At 36.8% G+C, this 11,696-nt stretch carries 12 protein-coding genes and 2 pseudogenes; 11 read left to right on the top strand and 3 right to left on the bottom strand.

All coding sequences use genetic code 11. The annotated features are described in order from the left end of the window. Nucleotides 1–291: 291 nt before the first annotated feature. Both AKG34_RS14285 and AKG34_RS28335 read left to right on the top strand, forming a co-directional pair. On the top strand, nucleotides 292–504 hold the full coding sequence (locus AKG34_RS14285) for a DUF6366 family protein (RefSeq protein ID WP_269083738.1): 213 nt from the start codon (nucleotides 292–294) through the stop codon (nucleotides 502–504). 269 nt (nucleotides 505–773) lie between these two features. After that, a complete protein-coding gene (locus AKG34_RS28335) occupies nucleotides 774–917 on the top strand; it encodes a hypothetical protein (protein ID WP_162245338.1) in 144 nt (47 codons plus the stop codon). Nucleotides 918–994: 77 nt separating this feature from the next. On the opposite strand, the gene AKG34_RS14280 is transcribed toward AKG34_RS28335, so the two are convergent. Beyond that, complete coding sequence (locus AKG34_RS14280; RefSeq protein ID WP_053346683.1) at nucleotides 995–1,186, bottom strand: hypothetical protein; 192 nt, start codon at nucleotides 1,184–1,186, stop codon at nucleotides 995–997. A 665-nt stretch (nucleotides 1,187–1,851) separates the two neighbouring features. Between AKG34_RS14280 and AKG34_RS14275 the strand changes: the two genes are divergently transcribed. From AKG34_RS14275 to AKG34_RS14255, 7 genes and pseudogenes are all read left to right on the top strand, one after another. Continuing rightward, complete coding sequence (locus AKG34_RS14275) at nucleotides 1,852–2,241, top strand: cupredoxin domain-containing protein (protein WP_053346682.1); 390 nt, start codon at nucleotides 1,852–1,854, stop codon at nucleotides 2,239–2,241. Between the two features lie 288 nt (nucleotides 2,242–2,529). After that, the gene (locus AKG34_RS28015) at nucleotides 2,530–2,703 is read left to right on the top strand and encodes a hypothetical protein (RefSeq protein WP_161804939.1); all 174 of its coding nucleotides are present in this window, start codon (nucleotides 2,530–2,532) and stop codon (nucleotides 2,701–2,703) included. Between the two features lie 77 nt (nucleotides 2,704–2,780). Beyond that, a complete protein-coding gene (locus AKG34_RS28010; protein ID WP_161804938.1) occupies nucleotides 2,781–2,948 on the top strand; it encodes a hypothetical protein in 168 nt (55 codons plus the stop codon). 286 nt (nucleotides 2,949–3,234) lie between these two features. Continuing rightward, nucleotides 3,235–3,924, top strand: coding sequence for an alpha/beta fold hydrolase (locus AKG34_RS14270; protein ID WP_053346681.1), 690 nt, complete (start codon nucleotides 3,235–3,237; stop codon nucleotides 3,922–3,924). Nucleotides 3,925–4,312: 388 nt separating this feature from the next. After that, a complete protein-coding gene (locus tag AKG34_RS14265) occupies nucleotides 4,313–4,825 on the top strand; it encodes a DUF2306 domain-containing protein (RefSeq protein ID WP_053346680.1) in 513 nt (170 codons plus the stop codon). Between the two features lie 338 nt (nucleotides 4,826–5,163). Beyond that, a pseudogene (locus tag AKG34_RS14260) lies at nucleotides 5,164–5,615 on the top strand (MarR family winged helix-turn-helix transcriptional regulator). 20 nt (nucleotides 5,616–5,635) lie between these two features. Continuing rightward, nucleotides 5,636–6,100, top strand: a complete 465-nt coding sequence (locus AKG34_RS14255) for a GNAT family N-acetyltransferase (protein ID WP_053346679.1) — start codon at nucleotides 5,636–5,638, stop codon at nucleotides 6,098–6,100. A 309-nt stretch (nucleotides 6,101–6,409) separates the two neighbouring features. Here AKG34_RS14255 and AKG34_RS14250 read toward each other — a convergent pair whose 3' ends face one another. Together AKG34_RS14250 and AKG34_RS14245 are read right to left on the bottom strand one after the other, a co-directional pair. Then, nucleotides 6,410–7,258 carry a TVP38/TMEM64 family protein gene (locus AKG34_RS14250; RefSeq protein WP_236694951.1) on the bottom strand — a complete coding sequence of 283 codons (849 nt, stop codon included), beginning with the start codon at nucleotides 7,256–7,258 and terminating at the stop codon, nucleotides 6,410–6,412. Nucleotides 7,259–7,636: 378 nt separating this feature from the next. Continuing rightward, nucleotides 7,637–8,758: pseudogene (locus AKG34_RS14245) on the bottom strand (IS3 family transposase). 285 nt (nucleotides 8,759–9,043) lie between these two features. On the opposite strand from AKG34_RS14245, the gene AKG34_RS14235 reads away from it, so the two are divergent. Then, entirely contained in the window at nucleotides 9,044–9,427 is a 384-nt protein-coding gene (locus AKG34_RS14235) for a GNAT family N-acetyltransferase (RefSeq protein WP_321177327.1), read from the top strand. A 511-nt stretch (nucleotides 9,428–9,938) separates the two neighbouring features. Continuing rightward, on the top strand, nucleotides 9,939–11,609 hold the full coding sequence (locus AKG34_RS14230; RefSeq protein WP_053346676.1) for a M4 family metallopeptidase: 1,671 nt from the start codon (nucleotides 9,939–9,941) through the stop codon (nucleotides 11,607–11,609). Nucleotides 11,610–11,696: the final 87 nt, after the last annotated feature.

The following is an 11,696-nucleotide window of genomic DNA, read 5'->3' as shown; positions in this document are numbered from 1 at the left end:
CGTACTTGTAGTACACTAAATGGTTCTTCAATACTGTCACAACCAGTTTCTTATACAGGGTATCTTCCTTAAGATCCACCAAAAAAGGTTCAGCCTGGTTGTATTGTTATCATCCATTATCGTCAAGGAGTTAAAGGGTTAGACTCTATTTTGAGTATAGATTTTCGTAGTAGATGGTGGCGGCGAGGAGCGCCGCCATAGGAGTTTCTTATGGAACTAAACCAAGGCAGGTTAGTGTAAGAAGGTATAGACGATAAATTACAGAATATTATTCGTAGGGGGGTGCTTAGTTTGAATAATCACCGTGAAATGTCTGAAGAAAAAAGAGAGAGGTTAAGACAAGAAGAACTAAAAAAAAATCCAACAGGTGCATTCAAAGATGGAATTAATAGAACTGAATATGGTAATCCAGCAGACTTAGTTAGTGGTTTAGGTTGGAAAGAAACAGGAATATTAATTGTTGTTTTAATAGTTGGATATGTTTTATATAAATTGTTTTTTTAAAGATTTTACTTAACCTTGTTCAACTTACGGGTACGTTAGTTTAATATCGGTATCAATATGGCCCGATTTTTAGAGGCTTTTGGAATGCAACGGACGACCGAATTATGTTAAGGAAGTATGCGTGAGTTAACAAATTTAAACGAAATTACGACTGTTAATATCCTGATGTATGGAGATAATAAAGTTGTTTATACTTTGAATTTAAAAAGCCAAAGCCTTGTGAAATAATGTAGCGGTCTAAGAAAGTTTCAAAGAAAGCAGGTATGTATATGAAAAAGAAAACAATCGGTGAAATGACCAATAGTAGATTAAGTTGGGGATTTGATGCCTCAACTCGTGTGATTTTGAATAAGAAAGGCAAAGGATCATATAACCGGAGAAAAATAAAGCAAGAACTATCGAAGGGAAAGTAGTTTCTTTTTTATCTTTTTAGTATATTTATGTTATAACGTGGAATATATAAAAAAGACGAGATGCGCTAACATCTCGCCTAGTAACCAATCCAAAGTGGTCGGTTGCTCCTAAATCTTACACTCCTAGAAGGCCGCCCGTGCTGTTTGGATGTAGAACGGGTGGTTTTCTTTTTGACTTTTTTAGCAGGAAGTAAGCTAAATAAATATACAACTGTCGAATTGGCAACTGTTTTAGCTACTTCCACTAATACGTCTTTTAGAAGATCCATTGCGGTCACCTCCCTTCTATCTTAGAAAAAGAGATAGGGGTAGGGAGGAAGCACCTAAGTTCATTCCATAATAGATAATTCAACGTTGTAAGCTGGTAACGTGGAGGGCTTACTCCCAATGATGCGTTGATAAGGAAAACACTAGTGAGACTAGCCACTGTATAACTTATCTTTATTTCGGGAAAGTGGTGGCATAGTACCAATGATATGTCTAATCCACATGGAGGGATAGCCACTAGAATAATGAAGATTCATGTAATCATGTAAGGCAAATCTTTATCGGTAAATAAGGTTTTCGTAATACTAAAAGAGGTTTATCTCCCACGGGAGGCACCGACTTATTGAAACAGAAGAATTGAGACACTGAAGGGGTAACGATTTCAGAAGTGTTGATGATTAAATCGAATTGGATTAGTTGGAACGCAGTTTGAGGTGGAAATCTCATGTACGGTGTGAACGAGGGGAAAAGGGAGCGATAATGTCAAACCCTTACCTATTCGAATGAAGTAGAATGGATTCCAGAAGATCGCCATTAGAGTCGATCTTTTTTTTTTGTCACTGTTTCAAATAAAAGAGTTACTATTTGAAGCACGTTGGAACCTAATTTATAGTGATAATATTTTATGAATTGGAAAAAGATAGTCTTAGGAAAGGAGGGATTGCGAATGTCTGTGAAAAAGTGGTTAACTGGATTGGTCGTTTTGCTTGCGATGATTGTGGTTGTGACAACTCCAGACTCACTCAGTGTATTTGCCGAGTCTGGAGTCGTAACACAGCCAATTGAGTCAGTGAAAGCGATTGAGGTCGAGTTGAACGATGATTACTTTAATCCGAAAGTCATCACTATTCCGAATGGAAGAACGACAACGTTGATAGTGAAAAACAAAGGTACGAAAAAGCACACCTTCACAGTGGAAAAGCTCAGTATTGACGCCGAAGTCCAGCCGGGAAAAGAAAAAACCATTACCGTGAAACCGAAAAAGAACGGTACATATGATCTGATATGTCGGTACCATTTACAAGAAGGAATGGCTGGAAAAGTAATAGTCAAATAACAAGCAGGGCCAATCGGGCCTTGCTTTTTTTAATAGGCAACGGTAACTTACTTATTATTACCCAGACATCATCATTACAGCTAACTTTCCTCCACAAACGGATGTTCCTTTAAAAAGGGAAATGCTAACTTTTTGTAAAGTAAAGAGGTAGGTGAGAAAAAGATTTTTTCCATATTCACTAGTGTTAATGGTACTAATAAAATTGAAGTAAATATTGAGCTAACGGGGCAGGATACTTTAAAAATAATTGAGGGGATTTCTTAATGTCTATAAAGGAAGGGCGTTAAAATGAAGTTTTTATACGGGTTAGTAATTATAGCTTGGTATTTTCTGATTGCGATTTTAGCTACAACGTATTGGAAAGGACTTGGTTGGTGGTTTTTAATAATTTGTGCAATTGTTTTGTTTTTAGGTGACGGCTTGATAAGGAGATTTTTTAAAAATACAAAAGTAGTAGGATAGTTTAAGTTTAAGAGGATATAACTCGAATTGTAAACTGGAATTAAGATTTGAAACCAAAATTCATCCTGGAGGTACCAATGATAAACAAGTATGAAACCAGATATTTTTATATTATCAGCCCAAGTGATGATAAATTTATTCAGTGGAGTACAGTTAAGGGAATCCTTAACGAAGATATAGTAGATGATTATGAAATAATTACTGATTTAATGGCTCAAGATGTTCAAGATAAGTTTGGGATATAGCCAAAGATGAATTTGAACAGAGAATAAAGCCTAAAATAAATTAAAATTCCTTAACCTAATTGAACTAACAGGTGCGTTAGTTGAGATCAGGGCTGCCATTTGGTGGATTTTTTCCGTAATTAACTAAAGGGGCAGAATAGTGTAGAAGAAATGATATTAGAGACTATTTAACTAAAGGGAAGAAGAGTTTAAAAAGGAATATTCACACATTCGCTGAATATATAGGTACGGACATTAAATAAATCGGGTTTAAAATGATAATACCTACCCTAGGAGATGATCGGAGATGGAAACACGGGTGAATCAAATTGAACTGAATGGACTCACTTTTCAATATCGCGAGAGTGGCGAACCTTCTGCCCCACCACTTGTTGCACTTCACGCGCTGGGGACAAGTGCAGAAACATGGGATCAAGTTGCTGCTGTATTAGGAGAAAAATACCGAGTTTTAGCTTTAGATCAACGGGGGCACGGTGGGAGTGCGAGAACTAGTACATACACTTTTGAACTGATGTCCGATGACTTGCTTCATTTTGCGAATGCTATGAATTTGGAACGGTTTACGCTAATTGGTCATTCCATGGGCGGAACAGTATCCTATCTTTTCGCGGAAACATATCCGTCAAGAATAGAAAGGTTGATTGTTGAAGACACTCCTCCTCCTGTTCCAGATCAGACGTTCGAAGTTCCTTCCAAACCTTCTGATCCCCTACCGTTTGATTGGCGGGTTGTGCCTTCGATTCTACGGCAACTTAATGAACCCAATCCCGAATGGTGGGAGCGTCTTTCGGACATTATCATGCCGACTCTTATTATAGGCGGTCGTTCCAGTCATATTCCTCAAAACAAATTGCAGGAAGTTTCTGAGCTTATACCGAATTGCGAATTGGTGACGATAGAAGATGCCGGGCACTTTGTGCATGATGCTAATTTACCAGCCTTCTTAGCTGCCGTAAAAAGTTTTCTTAATTCATGAGTTTCCAACGCTTTCACTGCTAGCCTAATTCTTATTAAACAAACGGGCGCAATTCTGTAGAAAGGATTGTGCTATTTCTTTATGTAGAGGGCCATTTAATTGAATAAGAGGTTGCATAAAACCCTGCTTTTTATGCAGCCATCAGGCGCTCTTGAGCAAGCGTAAACGATGATTTATCAACGAGGTATAATAAATCATTCATAAACGATAAATGCCGATAAGCGAAACCCCTTTGGTGCCAAGGGGTTTGGTTTTGGTTGGGTTCCCTTTAAGAAGCTTTTTGTAAACTGGGTTTGAATAGCGCATGTAATACAATTATTAATGATTTTTTACATCTTCTTCGAATATATTAATGGTATATGTTGTTATAAATTGAAGGAGGATTACTTTGGATACTTTCCAAATACTTTTAATCATTCATATTATATTCGGAATAATATGCTTATTTTCAGGTGTAATAGCTATGTCCGCCAAAAAAAGAAGAGGTATTCATACAAAATGGGGTGAACTCTACCATGCATCTTACGTTGTAATATTTATTACTGCAATCATCTTGTCAATTTTGCGATGGGAAGAAATCGCTTATTTGTTTTATGTGGCCCTTTTTTCTTACTCCTTTGCGATTTATGGTTACCTTGCACGTAAAAGACGTTGGAAAAACTGGATTCATCACCACATTAGAGGTATGTTAGGTTCTTATATCGGTGCTGTAACAGCTCTTTTGGTTAATGTTGGGAATATGATTCCTCTACTTAACCAACTTCCCAAACTATGGCTTTGGTTTATACCTACCATCATCGGAACCCCTTTGATTTATATCGTAAGCCAAAAATACACAAGAAATAAAAAAGAAGAACCGGGAAAAGAGTTGTCCAGGAAAGAAAACAACAATACTTTATAACAGAGCCTAGTATTAAAAAACAACATTATTTCTTTAACAGAACCAAGATTTTAAAAAAACTCTGATAATCCTGACTTATGTTAAATAAGGCACAAAGAGAAATACGTTATTCTTGTTCAGCAATCGGGCGCGATTTTTTAATAAGAAATGCTTTTCTTAATGAACTAACAGGTGCTTTACTTCAATAAGAGAGGTTGCTGAGGCAGCCTTTTTCTTAAGCACTAACGGGGCAGATTAGTTTAAAATAATTAACAACATTATTGTTGAACTTTCAACAATACGGATGAAGCATAGTCATTGTATTCCATAATTAGTTCTCTTTGGAAAGTGGGTATTCTATGCAACAAATACTTAGAAAGATAGGTCAATTATCCCGGTGTATTGAAACAATTAGTAATATTGAATTTAAAGACTATAATCTTGGAAGAGGTCAATATTTATACTTGGTAAGGATAAATGAAAATCCAGGCATCATCCAGGGACAGTTAGCCGAATTACTTAACATAGACCGCACTTCTGTCGCCAAGGCGATAAAAAAATTAGAGTCAAATGGATGGGTTGAAAAAAGGGAAAGTTCTCTAAATAAAAAAGAACTCCAACTTTTCCCGACTGAAAAAGGGAAAGATATTTATTCTTTTTTAAAAGAGAAGGTGACTATTCAAGTGAAGTAGCATTGAGGGATTTTAGTAAAGATGAAAAACAAATCTTATTATCAATGCTAGATAGAATGAAACAAAATATTGAACCAGATTGGCAATTAGTGAAGCGTGGAATAAAACGTGACTATTAATCATTTAGGAGATATTTAATATGGCAGAAGTTTTAATCGTTCCATACAATAGTGAATACAAGGAAGACTTAAAAAGACTTTCATACGAGTGGCTTGAAAAATATGTAAGTGTTGAACCTGAAGATGAGAAAATAATAAATAATCCAGAAGAAGTTGTTTTAAATTGTGGAGGTTTTATTTTCTTTGCTAAATACAATATTGAAATAGTGGGAACAGTATCATTAATAAAATTAGACGGAGAAAATGCATTTGAATTGGCAAAGCTTGCAGTAACAGAAAAATATCAAGGGCTGAAGATAGGACGCAGATTAATGGAAAAATGTATAGAGGTAGCTAAGTTAGAGGGTGCAAGCAAAATTGTACTTTTTACAAACCATAAACTAACTGCGGCAATAGAATTGTATAAAAAATTCGGCTTTTCGTTTGTTTCATTAAAAAATATCAAATATCTTGAAGCTGATTTGAAGATGGAATTAGAGATATAAATTCTTATCAATGAAAATTGAAAACCTTTTTTATTGTGCTAAAGGGTACTTAGCAGAAAAAGAGTCGGAGCTGCGACTCTTTTTCTTGTTCTATTAACTGAGTTGTAGTTCATCAAATATTGGGTTCTCATGAAGACAGCTTAATCTGTTAATCAATATTGTGAAATTTTCTACTTAAACTAACGGGGCAGGGTAGTTCCATAAACGTAAGCAACAGTGTTAAGAATGAATGGATTTGATACCTATAATTTTTTCGGTCACAAAAAAAACGCTATACTCTTTCCAGCGTTTTTCTCATAATACATTCTGCTATTGTTCTTTTCTTTTGTTTAAAACCCATTTTACTCCTATCGATAAAATAAACAATACACCAGCAGCAAGTGACACTGCCGAGATTAATTCCTGTCCTGTCATGGTGAGGGCTTTTGCCAATTCGACTGAATATGATAGGGCTAAGGCTGTCATTAGTTTTGAGAGTGAAGCAATCAGAATAAATCTGCAAAAAGAAACTCCGCCTATCCCCGATCCCAGGCAAATGATTTCATCTGGGAGAATCGGGATAATAAACAGAAGGAAAAGGATGGCCGTTTCATTTTTTTCTACATAGTTTTGGTAGGTTTGCAAGTGCTTTTCTTTTACTAAGTTTAATGCAAGCTTTTGTCCACCAATCCTAGCTATTAGGAACATGACTGCTATTCCGGCAATAGTTCCGAAAAAACCTAGATAAGCTGCGGTAAATGAGCCAAAAACTGCACTACCTGCAGGAATTGTTACAGCTTCAGGCAAGGGTAATATGATTGGCTGAAGGAAACAAATAAGTAGGAAAAGGAGTTTGACTAATAGGGTATTTTCTCCTAAAACGCTCTCAATACCGTTCGCATCTGCCAGAATCAAAAACTTTGTAGAATAAAAAATCAGACAGACAATAATCAAAAAAATGCTCAAGTACACTAAGGAAAGACTCGTAAGTTTTAAATAGTTTACTTTTTTCATTTTTATCAAGACAAGATTAATAGACAGAATGCCTATTAAGATGACTGTAAATATAACTTTATAAATTATCAGCAGCGATGGTAAAAATACAAAAACGCACATGGCTGCAAACGCGCCCATCAATAAATTCGTCCAAAACTCAGGCAGTTTCTTTCCAAGAACCACAGTATTCCTTCTCCCTTTAAGTGATATTTGTATGATTAAGTGTACTGGCTATGCCATCTTTAGAAAACAGACCTGGGGTTTAACTGAAAGTAAGACCTGAGGCTTAAATTTCGTGAAATCATTCCCATTATCATACTTTCAAATTCAAGGGAAAAAGGACCCTTAATTAACTAACGGGGCAGGATAGTTCCATAAGGAATACTGTTAAGTGACGTTTAAAACATAATAAAGTTGTTTAAAAACGTCAGTCATGTTTTTCCATTAAAGGGCCAGATTGTGGAGGATTGTACTTAAACGAGGTAGGATTGTTTAAGATCCACTATATTTTTTAAAGTATCTCTATCTAATTAGAGTTGCTTTTGGATTGTCAACACTAAATCAAACAACTTTTTTAAGGGATAACTTTTTAAATTCTAGAGGGCTTACGTAGCCTAAAGTTCCATGAATTCGCAACTTATTAAACCAGTTCACATAGTCTCCAAATTCGAGTGTAAGCTGAGCTAAGCTTGCGAATGTTGTTTGATTGGCGAACTCAGTCTTAATGATTTTAAAGGTCGCTTCCGCGACAGCGTTATCATAAGGGCAACCTTTCATACTTAGTGAACGACCAATCTCAAATATGGTTAACGTTTCGTCAATCAGCTTCTTTTTACATTCATTCCCTCGATCTGTGTGGAAGAGCTGAATATCACGGAGGTTCCCTTTGATAGATGCAAACGCTCTTGCCACAAGCTTGGCGTCCTTGTTAGGTCCTGTGCTAAATCCAATAATTTCACGATTAAAGAGATCGACAAAGACACATATGTAATGCCATTTATTTTTGACTTTGACATATGTTAAATCGCTGACCACTACTTTTTTTTCTTTTTCTTGTAGAAATTCCTGATTTAATTCGTTAGCCTGGTCTGATTCGTTACATGAGGTCTTTTGCGGTTTGTACTGAGCGACTGTATAAGAGGAAACAAGCCCCTGTTCTTTCATGATCCGGCCAATTCGCCTTCTGGAGACCGTAAGGCCTCTTTTCTTTAATTCAACCTTAATCTTACGTGTTCCGTACGCCTTACGGTTTTTATCAAAAATGTCTAAAATAGCGTTTGTGACATCGTCATCTGAGGTTTGTTCTTTTGCTTCGTAGTAATAGGTGCTTCGTGAAAGCTCTAGGACGCCACACATTGCTGATACCGAGTATTTTTTCTTTGTTCCGTTTGATGACATTTACTTTCGTCCTAGTATCAGCGCGGCTTGCTTTAAAATATCATTCTCCATCTGTAACTTCTTCTGTTCTTTTAGTAGTTTAATAAGTTCTTGTTCCTCAGGAGAACGGTTATCTTTTTCTTTAAAAAAACCTGTGTTTTCACTCTGTTGTATCCACCGGTCTAAAGAAGAAGGAGTAAGTTCATATTCTTCAATAAGAGCCTTACGGTTTTTCCCATTTAGGTAGAGTTGAATGATCTGTTGTTTAAATTCGGAAGTGAACGTACGGCGTTCTCGCTTGGTCATTTTGAGTGCTCCCTTATCTGTAGAGAGTTAAGTGTATCTGCCCTTAAAACCTCTGTCCAGATAAGTGTAGACGATTCAGGGCAGGATTTACATTTTGTAGGTAAAGGTAGTCGATTGAATGGGATATGTTCGTGAAAAATTAATGATCACGACAGAATGGCTCGTCCTTAGATTATTTCAAACATCCTGTGCGGCAGCGGTTGCGATGCTTTTCAATAACTATAATATTTCAAACATACATAGTACCTGCCTTATCCGTATAGTTTAAACGATGCAGTGTCGTGGATGGAGCACCATTACGATAATTTTATGGCGGATAAATCGTATGAGTTCGCAGTAACAGACAAAGAAACTGGCGAATTATTTGGAGCAATTGCGTTATCGAACAATAAACGTTTTAACCATGGAGAAATTGCCTATTGGATTGACGAGCCATATTGGGGAAATGGCTATGTGACAGAGGCAGCGCAGTCGATTTTACAATTTGCTTTTGAAGAAAAGAAACTGCACAAAGTGTTTGCGCGATATTTTCCATCGAACCTTGCTTCGGGGAAAGTTATGGAGAAGATTGGTATGAAAAAAGAGGGAATTTTAAATGAACATGTCATAAAAGACAGTAAATATGTGGATTTAGTATATTACGGAATTATTAATGAAAAAGACGAATAATTAACATGCGAAATTAAGAAGTGGGGGCGATTATTACTTATTCTCCATTCGAAAAAATAAGAGTATTCGAGTTTCATTTCGAATACACTATTAATTTGAAGAAAATCAACTAAATTGGAAGGTGCCTGGCACTTCTTTTCTTGGGACTAACCCAAATGTCGCTTACTCTCCTAAAACCTTACGGCATGGCCGTGCATCATGCCCGCAGAGCTTCCGTGTCAAACCGACTATCATTATACCTATTATAATGCATATTCCAAATTAACTAGCTAAGATCCTACTTTTTATAATTAGTTTAAATTAACTACAAAAAAAGGTATAGAAAATCCAATAAATTTAGAGGTATTTTTAATTCCATTACCATGTCAAGTGGTAAATTATACCTACCATAAGATAGCATCTGGGTTTTTCTTAATAGTTTTTATAAAATTAAAATAATTCAAAATATTCATGTAAATTAACTTTTATTAATCTATAATAAAGTCAATGGAAAAAAATGGAGGGATCGATATTGAAGAAAAAGTTTATTGTTCCTGCAGTACTATCGTCAGCGTTGTTGGTAGGTTCTATCCCAGTCGGTAATGTATTTGCGAAGCCGGTTGATTCGAAGGTGGCTAGTAGTGTACAAGCTTCTAAAAAGTGGAATGAGAAGGCAAGCGTTCCTGTTTTTGTGAAGGAGCGATTTGCTGAGAAATTCTCTTCTAGCAACCCTTCCAATGCACTAAATTATTTAAAGAAAAACGAAGGTAAAACCGGAATTAAAAATCCAGATAAAAACCTAAAAGTAAAAGATTTACAAAAAGACAAACTCGGTATGACCAACGTTCGCTTTAATCAATCAATAAATGGAGTGAACGTAGAAGGATCCGAAGTTATTGTTCATTTTAATAAGAATAATGAAGTCGTATCCGTCAACGGAAGAGTAAATCAGACGATTGCCGATGATGCGGTGGACACGACTGCCTCCTTAAGCAGTGATGCAGCACTAAAGCAGGCACTATCATCTGTCAATGCCCCTGAAGAGCTAACGTATGAGCCAACTTCTGAGCTTGTAGTCTATCCTTTTGAAGGAGAGAATCATACAGCTTATAAAGTGAATGTTAACTTCATGGGGGATGAGCCTGGCAACTGGTTTGTCTTTGTGGATGCAAACACGGGAGAAATCATCGATAAGTATAATGGTTTAATGCATGCTGATGAAATGAAAACACAAAAAGGTGCTGGAAAAGGGGTACATGGTGCTCACAGGGAATTACATATTACCCAAGTGAAGGAACCTAAATCTGGAACTCAGTTTGCGTTAGCTGATTACTCTCATAATGGTCTTGATGGAATACTTACGTATGATGCTAAAAATGATAATAGTTCCAGTAATGATACTCTATATGTGGGGAATTCTGCTGCATTTATCGGCGACTATGATCGGGCTCTTGTCGATGCACACTATAATTCGGAAAAGGTATATGATTATTACCTTAATGAGCATGGTCGAAATTCTCTTGACGGTGAAGGAATGGCAATCATTTCTAAGGTCCACTATGGCAATAATTACAACAATGCATCCTGGAATGGGCGTTGGATGACCTATGGGGATGGTGACGGTGAGTTCTTTATTTCACTATCAGCCGGTCTTGACGTTGCTGCCCACGAAATGACTCATGGCGTCATCACTCATACAGCAAATTTAGTTTACCGCAATCAATCTGGAGCACTAAACGAATCATTTGCTGACGTCTTTGGTGCACTTGTTGACGACGATGATTGGGAAATGGGTGAGGATATTATGGCACCAGCTGCTAAAGCTGACGGTGTAACGAGATTGCGCAGCTTGAGTAATCCAAACAGTGTTGTAGTAAGTAATGCGGAAAGAGCTGCATATGGCAGTGGAGTCTATCCGGCTCATATGGATGAATTTTATCACATGCCAACTTCGGTAGATGGCGGCGGTGTCCATGTTAACTCCTCGATTACAAACCACGCTGCATACTTGATTGGTCAAGAAATTGGAAGGCACAAGTTAGGACAAATCTACTATCGTGCAATAAGCGTTTATTTAACGCCAAATTCCGATTTTAGTGACGCTCGTAAGGCTATTGTTCAGTCTGCAATTGATATTTATGGTGAAGGCAGCAAGGAAGAGGCTGCAGCTGCTGCCGGATTTGATTCGGTGGGAATTTACTAAGTATATAATTGGATCCGCCCGCAGGAATCAATACTTTTAGCGGATTTTAGAAGAATATTGAAGTGCGTTTTATGTTCCCCCAGAATA

It is taken from the genome of Peribacillus butanolivorans (assembly GCF_001273755.1).
GTDB classification, from domain to species: Bacteria; Bacillota; Bacilli; order Bacillales; family DSM-1321; genus Peribacillus; species Peribacillus butanolivorans.
The sequence above is the reverse complement of the archived record's forward strand: the minus strand, read 5'-3'. Positions and strand labels throughout refer to the sequence as shown.